This is a genomic window from Glaciecola punicea (assembly GCF_001756615.1).
GTDB classification, from domain to species: domain Bacteria; phylum Pseudomonadota; class Gammaproteobacteria; order Enterobacterales; family Alteromonadaceae; genus Glaciecola; species Glaciecola punicea.
Map to the genome: position 1 here is coordinate 185,409 of NZ_LZXY01000005.1, position 19,708 is coordinate 205,116.

At 41.7% G+C, this 19,708-nt stretch carries 15 protein-coding genes and 1 other RNA gene; 9 read left to right on the forward strand and 7 right to left on the reverse strand.

Going from position 1 to position 19,708, the window contains the following annotated elements; translation table 11 throughout:
• Positions 1 to 241: 241 nt before the first annotated feature.
• The 3 genes from BAE46_RS08435 to BAE46_RS08450 all read right to left on the reverse strand — a co-directional run bounded on the left by BAE46_RS08435 (position 242) and on the right by BAE46_RS08450 (position 4,196).
• Positions 242 to 1,489 carry a pyridoxal phosphate-dependent decarboxylase family protein gene (locus BAE46_RS08435; RefSeq protein WP_006003378.1) on the reverse strand — a complete coding sequence of 416 codons (1,248 nt, stop codon included), beginning with the start codon at positions 1,487 to 1,489 and terminating at the stop codon, positions 242 to 244.
• 768 nt (positions 1,490 to 2,257) lie between these two features.
• Complete coding sequence (locus BAE46_RS08445) at positions 2,258 to 3,205, reverse strand: cyclase family protein (RefSeq protein WP_070112353.1); 948 nt, start codon at positions 3,203 to 3,205, stop codon at positions 2,258 to 2,260.
• 640 nt (positions 3,206 to 3,845) lie between these two features.
• A complete protein-coding gene (locus tag BAE46_RS08450) occupies positions 3,846 to 4,196 on the reverse strand; it encodes a hypothetical protein (protein ID WP_051987271.1) in 351 nt (116 codons plus the stop codon).
• A gap of 549 nt (positions 4,197 to 4,745) precedes the next feature.
• Between BAE46_RS08450 and BAE46_RS08455 the strand changes: the two genes are divergently transcribed.
• Positions 4,746 to 4,952: a restriction endonuclease subunit S domain-containing protein gene (locus tag BAE46_RS08455; protein ID WP_006003383.1), complete on the forward strand. Its 207-nt coding sequence runs from the start codon at positions 4,746 to 4,748 to the stop codon at positions 4,950 to 4,952.
• A gap of 278 nt (positions 4,953 to 5,230) precedes the next feature.
• On the opposite strand, the gene ssrA is transcribed toward BAE46_RS08455, so the two are convergent.
• Together ssrA and smpB are read right to left on the reverse strand one after the other, a co-directional pair.
• Positions 5,231 to 5,597: a transfer-messenger RNA gene (gene ssrA, locus BAE46_RS08460) on the reverse strand.
• A gap of 73 nt (positions 5,598 to 5,670) precedes the next feature.
• Positions 5,671 to 6,138 (reverse strand): SsrA-binding protein SmpB, encoded by a 468-nt coding sequence (gene smpB, locus BAE46_RS08465; RefSeq protein WP_006003385.1) that lies wholly within the window; start codon positions 6,136 to 6,138, stop codon positions 5,671 to 5,673.
• Between the two features lie 208 nt (positions 6,139 to 6,346).
• Between smpB and BAE46_RS08470 the strand changes: the two genes are divergently transcribed.
• On the forward strand, positions 6,347 to 6,778 hold the full coding sequence (locus BAE46_RS08470; protein ID WP_006003386.1) for a type II toxin-antitoxin system RatA family toxin: 432 nt from the start codon (positions 6,347 to 6,349) through the stop codon (positions 6,776 to 6,778).
• Positions 6,778 to 7,104, forward strand: coding sequence for an RnfH family protein (locus BAE46_RS08475; RefSeq protein WP_006003389.1), 327 nt, complete (start codon positions 6,778 to 6,780; stop codon positions 7,102 to 7,104). Before BAE46_RS08470 ends, BAE46_RS08475 begins: the two co-directional genes overlap by 1 nt.
• Before the next feature lie 37 nt (positions 7,105 to 7,141).
• On the opposite strand, the gene ppsR is transcribed toward BAE46_RS08475, so the two are convergent.
• Positions 7,142 to 7,954 (reverse strand): posphoenolpyruvate synthetase regulatory kinase/phosphorylase PpsR, encoded by an 813-nt coding sequence (gene ppsR, locus BAE46_RS08480; protein ID WP_006003391.1) that lies wholly within the window; start codon positions 7,952 to 7,954, stop codon positions 7,142 to 7,144.
• 197 nt (positions 7,955 to 8,151) lie between these two features.
• Between ppsR and ppsA the strand changes: the two genes are divergently transcribed.
• The 3 genes from ppsA to BAE46_RS08495 all read left to right on the forward strand — a co-directional run bounded on the left by ppsA (position 8,152) and on the right by BAE46_RS08495 (position 14,747).
• Positions 8,152 to 10,527: a phosphoenolpyruvate synthase gene (gene ppsA / locus BAE46_RS08485; protein WP_006003392.1), complete on the forward strand. Its 2,376-nt coding sequence runs from the start codon at positions 8,152 to 8,154 to the stop codon at positions 10,525 to 10,527.
• 625 nt (positions 10,528 to 11,152) lie between these two features.
• Entirely contained in the window at positions 11,153 to 14,281 is a 3,129-nt protein-coding gene (ydiJ, locus tag BAE46_RS08490) for a D-2-hydroxyglutarate dehydrogenase YdiJ (RefSeq protein WP_070112355.1), read from the forward strand.
• Positions 14,282 to 14,336: 55 nt separating this feature from the next.
• Entirely contained in the window at positions 14,337 to 14,747 is a 411-nt protein-coding gene (locus tag BAE46_RS08495) for a DUF4826 family protein (protein WP_040520109.1), read from the forward strand.
• Positions 14,748 to 14,836: 89 nt separating this feature from the next.
• Here BAE46_RS08495 and BAE46_RS08500 read toward each other — a convergent pair whose 3' ends face one another.
• Positions 14,837 to 15,127 (reverse strand): hypothetical protein, encoded by a 291-nt coding sequence (locus BAE46_RS08500; protein WP_006003396.1) that lies wholly within the window; start codon positions 15,125 to 15,127, stop codon positions 14,837 to 14,839.
• A 204-nt stretch (positions 15,128 to 15,331) separates the two neighbouring features.
• Here BAE46_RS08500 and BAE46_RS08505 point away from each other — a divergent pair, with 204 nt between their 5' ends.
• The 3 genes from BAE46_RS08505 (at position 15,332) to fusA (ending at position 19,636) form a co-directional block, all read left to right on the forward strand.
• On the forward strand, positions 15,332 to 16,213 hold the full coding sequence (locus tag BAE46_RS08505) for a transcriptional regulator GcvA (protein WP_006003398.1): 882 nt from the start codon (positions 15,332 to 15,334) through the stop codon (positions 16,211 to 16,213).
• A 43-nt stretch (positions 16,214 to 16,256) separates the two neighbouring features.
• Positions 16,257 to 17,381 carry a 23S rRNA (cytidine(2498)-2'-O)-methyltransferase RlmM gene (gene rlmM, locus BAE46_RS08510; RefSeq protein ID WP_006003400.1) on the forward strand — a complete coding sequence of 375 codons (1,125 nt, stop codon included), beginning with the start codon at positions 16,257 to 16,259 and terminating at the stop codon, positions 17,379 to 17,381.
• Between the two features lie 164 nt (positions 17,382 to 17,545).
• Positions 17,546 to 19,636, forward strand: a complete 2,091-nt coding sequence (fusA, locus tag BAE46_RS08515) for an elongation factor G (protein WP_006003402.1) — start codon at positions 17,546 to 17,548, stop codon at positions 19,634 to 19,636.
• Positions 19,637 to 19,708 lie beyond the last annotated feature (72 nt).

A 19,708-nucleotide genomic window follows, 5' to 3' on the forward strand; every position in this document is an offset into this window, starting at 1 on the left:
AAGCCTGATAACGTTTTATCGTAAATTCTACAAATAAGTCACCTTAGATCAACTGATTGGAATATAGGCTTTACACCATAGATTATTAGGTAATGCTAAAGCTGCACTGATACATATGAGGTTAAATTGAAAACTGTCATTCACCTTGGGCGTGCGGTCATTTATATTACTGGCGCGCCTTGGGATATTGATGGCGTTTTTATAAACTTTAAAACTAATCTGCCTATTAAGCGTTGGTGGATTAGATTGAGATCCGCCGCAAGCTGTCTAATATTGATGCTATGTCAGCATTAGGATTAGCGGCCACCGAGCGAACATAATCTTTATTATCTATTTGGCAGCGACTAAACATGCCAGTCGGTAAAAGGGTAAGCAATTCATCCACCGACATTGTTTTGTGAGCAAAAATGGTAAGGCCTGTTGTGGGCCGCTGCCATAGTATGAATTGGCTATGCAGTTCAACAAAATTCGCTAGCTGATTAGCCATGTCCATGTTGGCGTTGATGCGCTGAGCAAAGCCCTCTTCACCCCACGCTAAAATAGTCGCTAATAACGACACAGCGGCGGCTCCACGGGAGCCTTGCAGACCTATATTGGGGGCCACCAAATAATCAGAACCCACGCTTATAGCAACGTTGGCAATTTCCAAGTGTTTAAACAACACGAGTGCGCTTTCTTTAGGTTGAAACAGCCATTTATGCGCCGAAATAGCAACCGAATCAGCCGCTTCAATCCCCGCTAAAAGATGCGCATGCTCGTGGCTGAGCCTTAGTGGGCCGGCCCAAGCCGCGTCTACATGCACCCATGCTGCATTAGCCGCGCTTGCTATGGATAAGTCGTCAACCGCACCGGTTGCGGTAGTGCCTGCGGTAAGCACTAAGCAAGCCGAGGACAAATCACCTAGCGCATCTTTATTGATAGTGCCATTCGCGCATACGGCTATTGACTGATAGCTTAGGCCAAGTATTTTGGCCGCTTTTGCTACACTAATATGCGCAGCTTCAGAAGCTACTACCTTGGTGATCCCTTTAGCATCGCGCGCTGCCCAAAGTGCGGTTAAATTAGCAATTGTAGAGCCCGCACAAAAATGTCCACCTTGCATGCCAAAATAAGGCGACAACCAATCAATTACTATTTGTTCTGCTTGACGCGCAAAAGGGGCGGTTGCTGGATGCAATAAATTTTGATTAAGACGCGCGTTAAACATAGACGTCGCCCAAGTGATCCATGGCGTTGGCGGATCCATATGAGCTAATGCATGCGCAGAGTCTAGTGGTGCGGCTTGGCCAAGAATAAAAGGCGCGAGTGTATTTAAGGCGACATTTTCGCCGACGCCCTGTTTCGGCAGCGTAGCACTAAAATTTGTTTTATTGTTGATCCCAGGGGTTTGCTGCAAGTGCATTTCAGTAAACGACTCGCTCAATAAATCGACCGCTCTATAAAGGCTCGCATTAAAGACAAAGCTGGTATCTTTTGGCTTATTGCTCATATTTTCCTGCCGTCATTAAAACCTTTCCTAACTATACGCTACCCAACTGTTAGCTGTCTTACTAAATGATATTAAGAACAGTCCAAGCGCAATGAGTTGAAAAGCAACTTGAATAATAGCAGCGCGTTCCATGCCCTGGGCACTAAATAATAAAACCAATGCTGCGCCTAGTATCGATAAGCGCGCATATATTGGCGAGTAAGAAATATTCACCAGTACCTTAGGAACAGTACCTCACTTACAGACCATCAAATGCAATATGAAGATTAAATAAGATAAACGACATTCCTGCTTTATTCAACAGGTGCTGATTTTACTGAGATAAAAGCTGACAAACTGCTGGTTAGTAAAGGTTTTGGTTGAATGAAATTGTGATTTTGTTATTGTAAAAGGTAGGTTCACTTTAAAAGATATGCTAGATTTGTTTCTTCACGCACATTTTATGTTCAGGTAAAAGCTTGTGGAAAAGGAGCGACTCGTTTTAATATAACAGCTGGTAATCTTAAAACCTTGGTAGTGCTTATTTGTTTATTGGCAAAAAACACCGCATTGTCGCTAAAGTCGATGAACTAGTCCAAAGCTTAATCTACGCATATAGACATTCAGATCGCATATCAGATGATCGGTCAATTAAGCAGATAAATTTTGTGGATTAATGGCCTCATCAATCCAACTCTGACGATTTATACTAGTGAAACACCCTTATCAAAATCAAATAACTAAGTATGCTTGCTTACTTCTTATCATCAAAGCGCCTTAATAGGTCACTTAATATAATGCAACCGGATTAATCATCGCCTGCACAGTCCCAACAATACGAGGCTGGCCTAGCACAAACATAAACTCATTAACACCTTCTCTTAGTAATGGACCCACGTTCATTGTTTCTAAAATATAGATACCGTTCTGTTTAAGCAATATAACGTGGCCATAAAATACCTTATCTCCCTTGGGTGCAGGAATAGGCTCCAATCCCCAAGTGTCTGAACCTACAGCCATCGGATTGAGTGAAGCAACATATTGTGCTCCTGCATTGTTCAAGCCTGGTGCTACGCTTCCCCATATAGCAGGATCGCTAGCAAGCTTGCCCTCAGTCCAGCCGGTATGAAACAAAATGATATCGCCCTCACCCATTGTTACACCTTGCGCTTTTGCAGCCGCTTTTATGTCAGCAGGACCAAAGTGCTGGCCCGCCTCCATTTCCTCAACGCCGGCGTGCGCCGCCATATCTAGTATGACAGCTCGCCCTACTAATGGAGGCACTGCGTGCGTGCCCAACTTGGTCAAACCGGTGATTGCGCTTATTTCTTTTTCATCTAAACAGTTATAGTATTTGCCGTTTTCTCCGAAATGACCCAATCCATCTAACTGCGAGCCTATACCCACCCATGTTTGCAAAATATCATCATTATAATTGGCCTCATAACCCATAGCAGTTAACTTTTGACCACCTTGCTGATTGGGTTGCACCACTTGCAAACTTAACGACCGAGGCGGAAAAGCGGGCGTATCGGGACCAATTGCAATCCCCAATGGCATCGACTTACCCTGCTTAATAAGCTTCGCAGCTTCTAATATGCGCTGCGGCGTCACCAGATTCGCAGAACCAAGCGTGTCTTGAGCGCCCCATTGGGAAGAAACATCGCAATCTGCAAAAGCGCCGCTAGTCGCTAATCCAAGAGTAATGAAAAGGGCTGAAAGGTGTTTGAATGTCATGTTGTTTCTCCGTTATTGAAAACGTCCGTTTAAGCATAAATCAATAATAAAATTTAATACTTTGAAGCGTAATAGCACGGCATTTTTGAGACATTGGCAAGAATTTAATGTGGTAAGACTAACATACTAAATTGAAATGTGGCTCATCTCAGGTCAAATTCCATAACAATAAAGGTTCATACTTTTAGTCAGTAAATGGCGGACAGCTGCCTTAAGCATTCCGCTCATTTCGCAACTGTTAATTTGCATCTAAAACTGAGCCATAGAGGTGCGGCCACTCGCAGGCGGTCCGTCAATTTCTTTGCTCTGAGTCGACATCTGCCACAAGGCCACTTCGCCGCGGCGGCGCACTGCGGTCATGACCTGAACCGCGACACACCGATAATGCGCAAAGCGCCTCCTAGGAAACAGCAACTGGCGCGTCCTGGGCTTGAGAATACTGTAACGAACAAGATTTCTGCGACAAAACGTTTTTCGTAGAGATTAAAGTAGGAAGTGTTTCGAAATTTTCACTTTAGACCAATCGCCCAAATTACAGACAAAAAATAGTTGATTAAAATAAGCGAAGACAGAGCGAACCCAATTATGAGGCTGTAACAAAATTTGTGTCCTGCTATTTAATTATCAGTCTATTCACAGTCTATTCACAGTCCATAACTACAATTGCATCTTCTAGTAATTGTACGTTATTAAAACCTAGGTTTTCCGCCGTTATTAGCGATGAGATTGGAATTTCATAGACGTTAATTACACCTGTTTCGGCTCCACATACTGCAACCACAACATTTCCATCATTACCTTCAGAAGAGCAAATGACATTAATATTAGCGTCTATTAATTCTGACAACATATTGTCTAACGGTACTCCGCTTTCAACATCACATTGAACCGATCCTTTGTATTTATAAACCAATACGGTATCGTCTTTATCTTTGTCGTCACATCCAGTAAAAAGAAAAGTAGCACACAATACGAAAACTAATTTATTCATATTCAATGTCCATTAAGTTGCCATAAAACTAAGTTCTCCATTTGGTTTTAGTACTATACTATTTATACTTTGTATATGTAATACTTGGTAATCTATTACCGACGCTTAGGTTATTTAAAAAATACTGACTTACCTTTATAAAAAGCACCCTATATTGGCACAAACAAGTAACTTACTGCCACCTATGCGAGCAACTCCACGGCAAGAGTTTACTAGCAGGGACTGCTGGGGCCTTAGCTTTATCTAATTTATCCACCAATCCTGTATTCTTACAAAGAGAGTCGGAATCAACACGCCTGCCAAATGTTTTTGTCTATTTACTGAATGAAACCCATACCTAGCGCTAGCAAATCTTAATTTTCTTTACCATTTACCTGTTCCAACGGTCACATCAATAACCCTAAATTTAGTAAAATCAGACTCTGTTGAACAGGTGCTGATTTTACTAAGATGAAAGCTCACAAACGGCCTGTTGCTAAGAGTTTTGGTTGAATGAAATTGTGATTTGGTTATAGTAAAGGGTAGTTTCACTTTAAAAGATACGCCAAATTGCCTTCTTCACGCACATTTTATGTTCAGGTAGAAGCTTACGGAAAAGGAGCGCCTCGTTTTAGAATAGCAACTGGTAATCTTAAAACCTTGTTAGTGCCTATTTGTTCATTGGCAGAAAACCACCGCATTGTCACTAAAGTTGATGAACTAATGGCGTTATGTTACCAATTAGAATCGCAATCAGAAGCCAGAATCCAAGTGTAGTGGCAAGCTATCATAGAGGAATTAAATTCTACGACTAACACAGGTTTACCAAACAACTCGGCTTGCAGTTTAGCACTCTTAGTTGCTTCAATAGTAATAGCCATTTTTACCCCTAAAATAATTTTATCCTCATGTTTACCCACAGTTGAATTGGTTTAATACTGTACAAGCTGATCAGATTTGTACAGTTGATGACATCTACGGGGGTTGTCTAACAAGATGTTTAGCGGATTTTAGGTGTAAAAAAAGACGCCGTTGTGGCGTCTTTTTTATCGGATTGGTGGAGCTGGCGGGAATTGAACCCGCGTCCAGAAAGCGTCAACCATTGGCACTACATGCTTAGTTTGTCTTTATTCTCGTAATTAAGCTGCGAACAAACACGCCATTTAATCACATACCCGATTTAGTTTTAGTGGTTCAGCTCTCAGGTATAAGCATCCACACGAGCCTTTTTGGGTTTGACTCTTTGAACTCCCCGTCTTAAAGGCAGAAGCTAGGGCAAAGAGGCTCTATGCAGGGTATTAAGCTGCTAGTGCGTAGTTTTCGTCGTTTGCGACTATTTTTTTGCGGCTTTTTAAAGAGGCAAACCGCACCTCTGCATGCACCTCAAGCATCATTGAATCCTGTCGAATCCAGAGCAGCCCCGATGTGATTTGTATATTAACATACTACACTTACAATAAGCACTACAGTAATTACACTATTTATTATTGAAATATTAACCTTTCTTCATAATACGTTCTTTTTGGCGCGACCAGTCTCTGTCTTTAATAGCATCTCGTTTGTCATGGTCCTGTTTACCACGGGCAAGATAAATTTCAAGCTTTATCCAGCACGCTTTCCAATACATAGCGGTTGCTACAATGGTTAAGCCTTGTCTGTCCATGCCGCCCATAAGCTCTTCAATTTCACGCTTATTCATTAATAGCTTGCGCATGCGTGTTGGGTCACATACAACATGAGAAGAGGCTTGCGTGAGAGCTTGGATGCTAATGTTCGTTACGTAAGCTTCGCCATTTTTGATAAATACGTAGGCATCGGTTATATTTGCTTTGCCAGCGCGAATACTCTTTACTTCCCACCCCTGTAAAGTAAGCCCAGCCTCAAACTTACTGATAAGTTGATAATCGTGGCGCGCTTTTTTATTTAACGCGATGGTATTGTTATTTGATTGTTTCTTTTTCATCTCTGTATTATACCTATAAACGCGATGAGGGGAAAACAATCGTTTGTAAAATGATAACTATTATTTAGATCAATCAAAACAATGTAGCAAGGCGTAAAATATATGCGTAAAATGCATCCGAAGGATATTTATATCTCGACGCTTGAAAAATTGATTTTTACCCTTACTTTTTTTAACCAGCTATCAAGAAGCCCTTATAAGTTGAGACATGCCAAATATTAATAAAAGTGCCTTAGTTCCCTATAGCGCTAAACAGATGTATGCACTGGTGAATGACGTTGAATCCTATCAAGACTTTCTGCCAGGGTGTCGTTATAGTGAAGTGTTATATGAAACAGAAAATCACATGGAAGCGAAAATGGTGCTAGTCAAAGCAGGGATAGAACAAACCCTAGTTACCAGCAACACCTTAGATGAAGGCCGTAGTATTAAAATGAGTCTGTCAAAAGGGCCATTCAAAGCCTTAGGCGGAGGCTGGACTTTTACGCCTTTGTCTGACGAGGCCTGCAAAATAGAGCTATCTTTGGATTTTACTTTTTCAAGTAGAATGGTCGACATGGCATTTGGGAATGTCTTTCGCTCAGTAACCAGTAACATGGTAAAAGCCTTTACACAGCGAGCCAAACAGGTTTATAGCTAGTGCCTGTTAATAAAATTTTCATAGAAGTAACTTATGCACAGCCGGCTAAGCAAACGCTTCTAAGCTTAGCTGTAGAGGCCGATACTACGGTGCAAAGTGCAATTGAACAGTCTGGCATACTAGACATGCATACAGAGATTAATCTAAGCGAAAATAAAGTGGGCATATGGTACAAAGTGACTAAGCTGTCTACGGTGTTGAAGCTAGGCGACAGAATCGAAATTTATCGTCCAATGACAGCCGATCCCAAAGAAGCGCGTAAACTGAGGGCATTGAAGGCTAAAGATGAGGGACGGGCTAATAAAATAACGGGTGCCAAGGTGTGATTACACACCGCTGTTAAAGACACCCAACATATTACATTTAATACTTTTTGCGTTTAAGTCCTGTATTCGCCAATATCTTCGCTGATATTTCCTCTACGGAGAATTTAGTGCTGTTTATAAATGGGATCTTTTCTTTACGATATAAATTTTCAACTTCACGCAGCTCCATTCTGCACTGCGGCATAGACGCGTATCTGCTATTGGCGCGTCTTTCAGAACGAATTGCATGTAGCCTGTCGGCGCTTATGGTTAGCCCATACAGCTTGTCTTTAAAACGTCTCAGTACAGGCGGCAGCTTCAATATATCGCCCATATCTTCTTCGGTAAATGGATAATTCGCCGCCTTAATGCCGAATTGTAGCGCTAAATATAAGCTAGTAGGTGTTTTTCCTGAACGTGAAACGCCCACGAGAATAATATCAGCTTCTTGATAATCTTTTAGGTTCGAACCATCGTCATTGGCTAGGGCATAGTTAACAGCTTCTATGCGTATGTCATAGGTTTTCTCATGTATTGAGTGCGTTCTATGTTTTTCGGGTTTTGAAGGTACACCAATGACCTTTTCTAATGGAGCAACAAACTGATTTAAAAAGTCGTAGTTAATTCCAGGTGAATTGCTAATTATTTTACCAATTTCAACGTTCACCATCGTATAGAAGACGAGAGGCCGGTCACCAGATGCCTCGAACGAGCTTTTTATTTGTGAAATGACCTCTAGGGCATGTTGTTCTGTTTCAACAAATGGGATAGTGATATGTTCAAATTCAATGGGAAATAGCGACAATAATGCATGCCCAAAAACCTCTGAAGTAATAGCAGTACCGTCTGATATATAGAATGCTGTTCGCACAACATCTCCTTAACAATGTTGTAATTAAATTACGGGAAAAAATAAATTTTACTTTCACGTGAAAGCGCACTTACAATTCGTATATTACAACGCTAGCACACTTAGGTGTTTTGTAATAGAGATTGAAATTTGTCAGCTAATATTGCTGGTTTTTATTGCCACATTTGAAATTTAACGCTTTTCCGGAGGTTTTTACAGTGCAAGAATATGTTCTTTGGTATCAAGAATTAGGCATGGACGATGTTAACCGAGTGGGAGGCAAAAATGCTTCTCTTGGCGAGATGATATCAAATTTATCTAATGCTGGTGTTCAGGTTCCCGGTGGTTTTGCGACCACGGCCTATGCATTTAACCAATTTTTAGAAAAAAGCGGTGTTGAATCACAAATTTATACCTTACTCGACGCGCTAGACGTAGACGATGTAAATGCACTAGCAAGAGCAGGTAGCCAAATTAGACAGTGGATCATAGAAACGCCATTTCAAACTGAATTAGAAGACGCCATTAAAGTTGCTTTTGACAAACTTGTTGAAGAAGGTGGCAGCGGTGCTTCGTTCGCAGTGCGTTCTTCTGCAACAGCTGAAGATATGCCTGACGCATCTTTTGCCGGACAACAAGAAACCTTTTTGAATGTAAAAGGGTATGAGTCTGTATTAATCGCTATGAAGCATGTGTTTGCGTCCTTGTTCAATGACCGCGCTATTTCATACCGTGTACACCAAGGCTATGACCACAAAGGCGTAGCGTTATCGGCAGGTGTCCAGCGCATGGTACGAAGCGATCTATCATCTTCTGGCGTTATGTTTACAATTGACACTGAGTCAGGTTTTGAAGACGTGGTTTTTATTACTTCCTCATATGGTTTAGGTGAAATGGTAGTGCAGGGCGCGGTAAACCCAGACGAGTTTTATGTACATAAGCCAACCTTGCAAAGCGGCAAACCCGCGGTGCTGCGCCGTAACATCGGCAGCAAGCTCACGAAAATGATTTATTCAGAGGATTTAGAGCACGGCAAGCAAGTAGATATTGTGGATATTGACAAATCGGACAGCAAGCAGTTTTCAATAAACGACGAAGAAGTAATGGAATTAGCCAAGCAAGCCATGGTAATTGAGAAGCACTATGGTCGTGCTATGGATATTGAGTGGGCAAAAGACGGCACCGACGGCAAGCTATATATTGTACAGGCTCGACCAGAAACCGTTAGAAGCCGCGAAGACATGCAGGTAATTGAGCGCTATCAGCTTAACGGTGACGCGAAACTAGTATGCGAGGGCCGTGCAATAGGCCATAAAATCGGTGCTGGAAAGGCAAAGGTATTAGGATCTATTGCCGAAATGGATAAAATTGAAGCGGGCGACGTGTTGGTAACGGATATGACCGATCCTGATTGGGAGCCTATCATGAAGCGTGCCTCGGCCATTGTGACAAATCGCGGCGGGCGTACCTGCCATGCAGCAATTATTGCACGTGAAATGGGTATTCCAGCTGTTGTAGGCTGTACGAATGCAACCGACTTGATAGCAACCGGCGATGAAATAACCGTGTCGTGTGCCCAAGGTGATACCGGCTATATATACGGCCAACTGCTCGACTTTGATGTGACCACCTCCAGAGTAGATGCAATGCCTGAATTACCGCTTAAAATAATGATGAACGTGGGCAACCCTGAACGTGCTTTTGACTTTGCTAGACTACCAAATGAAGGCGTAGGCCTTGCAAGGCTTGAATTCATTATTAATAGAATGATTGGTGTGCATCCAAAAGCACTGCTTAACTATGTTGATCAGCCTTTAGATGTAAAAGAAGAAATAGACGACATGATTGCAGGTTACTCGTCGCCTGTAGAATACTATATTCAAAGACTGGTGGAAGGCATAGCATCTATTGGCGCGGCGTTTTCCCCAAAAAAGGTTATTGTTCGCATGTCAGATTTTAAGTCTAACGAGTATTTCAACCTTGTTGGCGGATACCAATACGAACCTGACGAAGAAAACCCAATGTTGGGCTTTAGAGGGGCTAGCCGCTATATATCGGAAAGTTTCAGAGACTGTTTTGCACTTGAATGCGAAGCTATCAAACGAGTACGTAACGACATGGGCTTAACCAATGTTGAAATAATGATCCCCTTCGTTAGAACGGTAGACGAAGGGCAGCAAGTGATGGATTTACTTGCTTCAGAAGGTCTCGTAAAAGGCGAAAACGGCCTGCGTGTTATTATGATGTGTGAACTGCCATCTAATGCCTTACTAGCGGATCAGTTTTTAGATATTTTTGATGGATTTTCAATAGGATCAAACGATCTTACTCAGCTTACACTAGGTTTAGACAGAGACTCTGGCTTAATAGCACATTTGTTTGATGAACGAAACGAAGCCGTAAAAGTGTTACTCTCAATGGCAATAAAAGCTGCTAAAGCACGTGGCAAATATGTGGGTATATGCGGACAAGGACCTTCTGATCATGAAGACTTTGCGGCGTGGTTAGTTGAGCAAGGAATTGACAGCGTTTCACTCAACCCTGATACGGTAGTACAAACATGGTTGTATTTAGCCGAGCAGCACGCTAAGTAAGACTCGCTTCTTACAAGGATGAACTTAAAAAGCCACCTTGCATAATAAATAGGTGGCTTCTTACTCATAATCTCAATGACAAAGCATTTGCTTGTATTTACGTCATATTAAGAAAAGATGTTACCGTAATTTATTGCGGCAAAATGTGAAAGATAAATAAACGTCAACAATGTAGAGCAGTAGCAAAAACAATCACCACTGTAAGTAGGTGTTAACCTTGTGGTTGCCTTCTTTGAGCAGCAAATTTCTCTAACTGCTTTCGCTTCATTATTTTGCAGCCCATTGTTTTTTAGTATTTTTTCTGGCTAGGTAGGCAACTAATGCGACGGGATGTCTGCGTTTAAATAGTTTTTTAATAGTTTTGTCAATAAGATACCTCTGTAAAATAGGCATTATTACAGCACAATTAAGATTACGCTACTAGCTTGACTATAATGTGTTATCAACCTGTAGCAATATTTACTTAATCTTTTTTTATAAAAGAGTTGTGTGCTTCACGTTTACTATGCTGTAAATATATATTGGCTAGTATAAAGAGACAATATTTTGAAATAGATAAATATTAAATCTAGAGTCCTAGGTGGGCAGTAGGTATACTAGTGATTAATAATAAGGAGCTTATTTGTTGAACGTTCTACCACAACTTTCCCCTTTAGACACTGTGTCAAGTGAAACACGCGATTATTTACGTACACTGTCGGGCACCCAATATAGCGGAGAGATAGAAGTGACTTACGGTAGTCGTTTGGCGCTTGCGACTGACAACTCAATTTATCAGCAACTGCCACAAGCAGTAGTTCTGCCTAAGAGTGTGGCTGACTTACAGCTAATTGCACAAACCGCCAATATGCAGGCTGCAAAGGGTAAAGCGGCTATTACATTTAGCGCACGGGGGGGTGGCACAGGTACTAATGGTCAATCGCTAACGCCCGGTATTGTGGTTGATACTTCCAAGTATTTGAATCAAATTCTTGAGTTGAATTTAGAAGAACGGTGGGTACGGGTCGAGTGTGGCGTGATAAAAGACGTGCTCAACGATTTTTTACGACCTCACGGTTATTTTTTCTCTCCTGACCTGTCTACCAGTAATCGCGCAACCATTGGCGGTATGATAAGCACTGACGCATCAGGACAAGGCTCGTTGGTGTATGGCAAAACAAGTGATCACTTGTTAGGTCTTAAAACCGTGCTGGCAAATGGAGAGATGCTAGCAACGCAGCCGATGAGCCTGCAAGAGGCTCAACAAACGGCATCTTTAGACACCACGGTGGGCGCTATATATCGACAAATCTTAGCCACTTGTGTCAATAAGCGTGAAGATATTCTGGCTAAATTTCCACGACTAAATCGCTTTTTAACCGGCTATGATTTAGAACACGCTTTTGACGATATACAAAACAAAATAGATGCCGGGCGCTTAATTGCCGGCGCCGAAGGCTCACTGGGTTTTATTGCCGAAGCAAAGCTCAATATTACCAAAATTCCCAAACACACCACCCTCGTGAATATCAAGTATGACAACTTTGAATCAGCACTGCGTCATGCCCCTAGTATGATTGCTGCAAATGCAACCTCGGTTGAAACAGTCGACAGTAAAATCTTAAATCTTGCTCGAGCCGATCTTGTTTGGCACAGTGTGTCGGCTCTCATAAGCGACGTACCTAATAAGGTCATGGATGGCTTAAATATGGTGGAATACAACAGCGATGACAAGCATGAAATTGACCGAAAAATTCAAATTCTGTGCGACCGCTTAGATGCTGAAATACAAAATAACAATGAAAATGGCGTTATTGGTTATCAGTTAACATCGTCGCTACCTCAAATTAAAAAAGTGTACGGCATGCGCAAGCAGGCTGTCGGCTTACTGGGTAAAACAAAGGGGGCAAAAAAGCCCATTGCGTTTACCGAAGATACCGCGGTTCCACCAGAGCATTTAGCCGACTTTATTATGGAGTTTAGAGAGCTACTCGATAGTCACAAGCTCGATTACGGCATGTTTGGTCACGTTGACGCAGGCGTTTTGCACGTACGCCCCATGCTTGATATGTGCGACCCTGCACAGGAGCAATTGGTAAACACGATTTCGCATGAAGTGGTCGCCTTAGTGGCAAAGTATGGCGGCTTAATGTGGGGCGAACATGGTAAAGGTTATAGAAGCGAATTTGCCCCGGCATTTTTTGGCGAGTCTCTTTATGACGAGTTAAGAAAAATTAAGCGCGCATTTGATCCACACAACCAAATGAATCCGGGTAAAATTTGCACACCTTTTGATTCAGACCATCAATTAGTCAAAGTGAGCGACACCAAGCGGGCCAGTTATGACCGCCAAATTCCTATTGCATTTAAACAAGAGTTTGAGCCAGCCATGAGCTGTAACGGTAATGGTCTATGCTTTAACTACGACACAACGTCACCTATGTGTCCTTCAAGTAAGATTACCCACGACAGAAGACACAGTCCTAAAGGACGTGCAGGTCTCATTAGGGAATGGTTATTACAATTAAGCAAGCAGGGAGTAAGTGCTGAGACAGTGTCGCCTAGCAGCTTTAAAAGTAACCCGGTGGCGAAGTTATTTAGAAAGTTTTCGTCTCAAGACGATTTTAATCATGAAGTATTCGACGCCATGAACGGCTGTTTAGCGTGTAAGTCATGCTCAAGTCAATGTCCCGTTGGCGTTGATGTTCCCGACTTTAGAGCCAAATTCCTTGCTATTTATTACACTCGTTATTCACGGCCATTGAAAGACTATTTTGTTGCCAATGTAGAAACACTTACACCGCTTATGGCAAAAGCTCCCAGAACAGTAAACGCTTTAGTGCAATCTGCTCTTGGCTCTTGGGTTTTGCGCAACGCCATTGGGTACGTTGATACGCCAGCCCTGTCTTCGCCTGTTATTGAGCAGCGAGTTAAAGGGATCGCGCTTGTATGTAAGACACATAAAGATTTGACTATATTGCAAAATATGAGCGATGAACAACGTCAGCAGCATGTGCTTATTGTGCAAGATCCTTTTACCTCTTTTTATGATGCTGACGTTGTTGAGAAGCTCGCTAGTTTTATCAACAAAATAGGTAAAACACCTGTTTTATTACCGTTTTCGCCAAATGGAAAACCTCAGCACGTAAAAGGCTTTTTAGACAAGTTTGAAAAAACCGTCAATAAAACAGCTAGTTTTTTAAGCAGTATTGCTCAGCTTAACATTGCAATGGTGGGAGCCGATGCTTCTTTAGTGCTATGCTACCGCGATGAGTATGCCAAGATATTAGGACTTGCTGCCAATCAATTTGCTGTGCAAACGGTGTCGGAATGGTTACAAGGTTTAGATTTACGAAACATCACTGTGCTTGATAATCAAGAAACACGACACGACTACAAGCTGCTAGCGCATTGTTCTGAAAAAACAGCCTTGCCCGAAACAGAAGAAACGTGGAAAAAAATATTCGCTCAATTTGGTTTAACGCTCAATGTTACTAGTGTTGGCTGCTGCGGTATGGCGGGTACTTATGGCCATGAGTTAGAACATTTCAATAACTCAAGAGGTATATACGATCTTAGCTGGTCTGTGCATGCTAAGATGTCGACGCAAAGCAGTAGCGATGGCACTGCTGAAACGACTCTTGATGAATCAAGTACCCATAAAAACCCACAGCAGATACTGGTGACAGGTTACTCATGCAGAAGCCAAGTTAAACGTTTTGAGCAGTATAGGCCAAAACATCCTATTGAAGTGCTTGCGGGCATGCTCAAATAAGCAGGTAAATATACACGTAGTTAACAATATGTAAGATAACGATAGTAGTGAAAAAATGACAGATGAAATAAATAGCCAGGAAGCCCTATCAGCATGGGTTAAGCAGCAGTTCCAGAGAGCTAATAAACACCTTGCTGAAAAAGGAATCTTGTTTGACACTGTGGTTGTCGAAGAAAGTCGATACATGGCACCTGAAGTGGCGGTGTGGAAAATAAAAGACACGAAAAAGAATGTTTATTGGGTAATAAGCGGTAATTTACCTGCTGATGCTATTTCGGTTTCCGTGGCCAATTCAGCCAGAGAAGCAATACGACATTTCTCGTTGTCGTGGCAGTTAAAAGCGCAAAATATAATGAGCAGTGCAATTGTTGATAATACACAAAAAGAATTCGCAACATTACTGACTGAAAAAGCAGAGATGCTTTATGAAGTGCAAGAGAATGAAAAGTGGTGGCAAACAGGATAATGTCCCATCTTTGTCAGCATGTGGTATCCGCAAAATTATGCGCGTGATATTCACCGCTGCCATTATTGAGTGCTTACCACCATAAAGCATTACTCATCAGAGCTTTCGGTTTTTCTGTTAGTGAAAAAAGTCGTTCTTTTGACACGTATAGAAGCCGTTTTTGGCTCAAATAAAGTCTTTTCAATTGTCATATTAGGTAAACTAACATAGAACTTGCTTAACTCTTTATTGGCTTTTTGTTCAGCTTCGATTATTTGAACAATTTCAATTTTACTGATTTTGCTGGTTTGTGTAGGCACTACTTCGTTAGTTGAACCAGGTAGGGCGCTTACGTTGGTTAAGCTTGTAATAAAAGCCAAACTTGCGATAGTTATATTCACTTCTTTTCCTTTGTATAAAAAATGTTTAAAAATTGCATTAAATTCGACAAATTAATAATACATCTTTAACATATTGGTTTTTAAAGATATATTTTGTGTCACTGTATATATTACGGCTACAATTGAAAAAAGATAAACGACAAAAATTGATTTTTCGCATGAAAAAAACTAATATTTAAATCTACTTTTATACAAAGACTCATTATGCTAAAACGATTACCACCGCTTAACTCACTCAAAGCATTTGAGTCTGCCGCTCGCCACCTCAGTTTCACTAAAGCTGCAGACGAATTGTTTGTGACACAGGCTGCGGTTAGTCATCAAATAAAAAGTCTTGAAAGCTTTTTATCAATGAAGTTATTTCATCGTAAAAATCGCTCCTTGCTATTAACAGAAGAAGGTCAGTCCTACTTTCATGACTTACGCGATATTTTTGTGCATCTGCAAGAGGCTACCCAGCGTTTGGTGACACTTGGCACTAAAGGCGCAATCACAATCGCTACGCCACCCAGTTTCGCTAGTCAATGGTTGGTGCCACGGCTGCATCAATTTTCAGCCCAACACAGTGATATAGACGTGCGTATCAAAGCCGTTGACGCCGATGAGGGTTTTTTAGATGATTCGGTCGATATAGCAGTTTTTTACGGCAGGGGCAGTTGGTCAGGACTTGCCAGCACTAAACTGTTATCAGAATATTTAACGCCTATGTGTTCGCCGCGATTATTAGAAAGAGGTAAGCCGCTTGGCTCACTCGAAGATTTATCGCAGCACACCTTATTGCATGACAATACTCGAATCGCGTGGAAGAATTGGTTGAGCGCATTTGGCATTAAAAATATTAATGTCAATCAAGGGCCCATTTTCAGTCACACTATGCTGGTGTTACAAGCCGCCTGCATAGGTCAAGGCGTCGCACTTTCTGACACCGTGCTGGCGAAGCCTGAAATAGAAAGTGGCCGCTTAATTTGCCCTTTTAACGAGAAGATAGAATCGAAACTGAGTCATTATTTAGTTTGTAAGGAATCTCAAGTAGAACAAAGCAAAATCAAGGTGTTTAGTGAGTGGATGCTATCGCAGGCAAAATAACAATAATGGCAGCCGCCATTTACTTTAAAGAGCATTAATTAAAATGGACCTATTATTTTACTGCCGTGGCGGATACGAAGCCGATTTATTAGCTGAACTAGAACAAGCATTAGGTCAAAAGGGTCTGTTTGGTTACGCTAAAATGTCGAAAAACAGCGCTTTTCTTCGCTATTGTTTACCGCAACATAATGCGCAGCCTTACAGCCTCGAGTCGCTAAAAGCGATCAATGAACAAGTCCCCACATTAGAAAAGTTAGTATTTGCCAGACAAAAACTGCATGTACTTGCTGACATAGAGTTTGACAGCGAAGATAGAATTAGTACTTTGTTAAAGATGTTTGACGCGCATGCTTTGCCGATGTTTTCAGACGTATTCGTTGAGTACCCTGATTCTGAAGAAGGTAAACAGTTGGCTAAGTTCTGCAAGAAATTTACGGTACCGCTGCGTAATAAGTTAAGGCAGCAGGGGCATTTACATAAAAAACCGTCGAACAATCAACCATTTCTGCATTTGTTTTTTCAACAAAGCGGTAAGTGTATAGTGGCAATAAGTATAGTAAATGATAGAAGCCTCCATCACTTAGGAATACAGCGTTTAAAGATGCCAAGTGCCGCACCTAGCCGTTCTACCTTAAAGCTTGAAGAAGCCATTCATCTTTTTTTCAACGAACGCCAAGCAAGCGCTTTATTTAGCCAAGGCATGCGAGCGGCTGACTTAGGCGCGTGCCCAGGAGGCTGGACCTATCAGCTAATTCAGCGAAAAATAGTGGTTGAGGCCGTTGATCATGGTGAAATAGCTGAAAACTTAATGGCAACAGGATTGGTTGAATATTACAGCCAAGACGGCTTTTTATATAAGCCGCAGCACAGCAATGTCGACTGGTTAGTGTGCGATATGATTGAGCAGCCCACACGCGTGAGTGAATTAATGCTGCAGTGGTTAGAAACTGGCAAGGCTAATGCCTGTATTTTTAATTTGAAGCTACCGATGAATAAACGACATAAAGTAGTTGCCCCAATATTGAGCCGATTAGAAAAAGCCTTGAACGACCGTTTTAGCGAAATTGTGATCAAGGCAAAACATCTGTATCACAATCGGGACGAAATAAGCGTGTTAATTATAGTTAACACCCAAATGATAAGTTCTTATAAGGAAAATAAGCGCTAAGAGCCTGTATTAGGGCTAACGTCGCGTAAAAAGAGGGGGTTCTTGTGGGAATATCAGTGCTTAAAAAAAATCCATATAAAAAATAAGATACAAAATGGTGTAATTTATATCCAATGCCTATATAATTCGCCGGAAATTTTTAACGAACTAATAAAGTGGGAAGCATGTCAGAACTAGCTAATTACAGAAATATTGGTATTTTTGCTCACGTTGACGCGGGCAAAACAACCACAACAGAGCGTATTTTAAAACTTACTGGTAAAATTCATAAGACTGGTGAAGTACACGATGGCGAATCAACGACCGATTTTATGGAACAAGAAGCTGAACGCGGTATCACCATCCAATCTGCTGCAACGACTTGTTTTTGGAGAGACCATCGTTTAAATGTTATCGATACTCCAGGGCACGTTGACTTCACGGTTGAAGTTTATCGCTCATTAAAAGTATTAGATGGCGGCGTAGGCGTTTTTTGTGGTTCTGGCGGCGTAGAGCCACAATCAGAGACTAACTGGCGTTATGCTAACGATTCTGAAGTAGCACGAATTATCTTTGTGAATAAAATGGATCGCATGGGCGCAGACTTTTACCGTGTTGTAAAACAGGTTAAAAAAGTTCTAGGCGCAAATCCATTAGTAATGGCATTACCCATTGGTGTTGAAGATGGTTTTGTGGGTATTGTTGATGTACTAGAGCAAAAAGCCTACGTTTGGGATGACACTGGTTTGCCTGAAAACTTTGTAATAACGGATATTCCTGCTGATATGATTGAAATAGCGGCTGAATATCGTGCAATGCTTGTAGAAATGGTTGTTGATCAAGACGACGACTTAATGATGGCGTACATGGATGGCGAAGAGCCCTCTGTAGTTGACCTGAAGCGTTGTATACGCAACGGTACACGTAAATTAGATTTCTTTCCAACATACTGCGGTTCAGCGTTTAAAAACAAAGGCGTTCAAAACATTCTCGATGCAGTTGTCGATTATTTACCAAGCCCAACAGAGGTTGACCCGCAAGACCTTACCGATCCTGAAACAGGCGAACCTACTGGCGAAGTAGCTACCGTTACTATTGATGAGCCATTTCGCGCACTTGCGTTTAAGATAATGGATGACCGTTTCGGCGCATTAACATTTATTCGTGTTTACTCTGGCAAATTGAATAAAGGTGACAGTATTCTCAATTCTGCCACGGGTAAAACTGAACGCATTGGTCGAATGGTTGAAATGCATGCAAATGACCGAACTGAAATAAGTTATTGTCAAGCCGGTGATATTGTTGCAATTGTTGGCATGAAAAACGTGAAAACAGGTCACACCCTTTGTGACCCGAAACATGAATGTACGCTTGAGCCAATGATTTTCCCAGAGCCGGTTATATCAATATCAGTTGCGCCTAAAGATAAAGGCTCAACTGAGAAAATGGGTATTGCAATTGGTAAAATGGTGGCTGAAGATCCATCTTTTCAAGTGGAAACAGATGAAGATTCAGGTGAAACTATTCTAAAAGGAATGGGTGAACTCCATTTAGATATTAAAGTAGATATTCTAAGACGTACCTACGGTGTTGATTTAGCGGTTGGACAACCTCAGGTTGCGTATCGCGAAACAATCACACAAGACATCGAAGACTCTTATACGCATAAGAAGCAGTCTGGTGGTTCTGGCCAATTTGGTAAAATTGACTATAGAATTCGCCCCGGTGAAGCGAATACTGGTTTTGTGTTTAAATCAGTTGTTGTAGGCGGTAACGTACCTAAGGAATTCTTTCCAGCGATTGAGAAAGGTTTTAAGAGTATGATGGGCCAAGGTGTTCTTGCAGGTTTCCCAGTATTGGACGTTGAAGTTGAATTATACGACGGTGGCTTCCACGCGGTTGATTCTTCGGCTATAGCATTTGAAATTGCTGCTAAAGGTGCATTTCGTCAGTCTGTTCCAAAGGCAGGTCCACAGTTAATCGAACCCATCATGAAAGTTGATGTGTTTACGCCCGACGACCATGTTGGTGATGTAATAGGTGACTTAAACCGTCGCCGTGGCATGATTAAAGACCAAGAAGCGGGTGTGACTGGTGTGCGAGTTAAAGCCGACGTTCCACTATCAGAAATGTTTGGCTACATTGGCACTTTACGTACTATGACGTCTGGTCGTGGTCAGTTCTCAATGGAGTTTTCACATTACAGCCCTTGTCCTAAGAATGTATCTGAAAAAGTAATTGAAGAAGTGAAAGCACGCAAAGAAGCTAAAAAATAGCGATTTTTGGCCTCTAGCTCAGCGAGTTTTTTGACTTGCTAAGCGCAAAAAAAACCAATCGTACAGATTGGT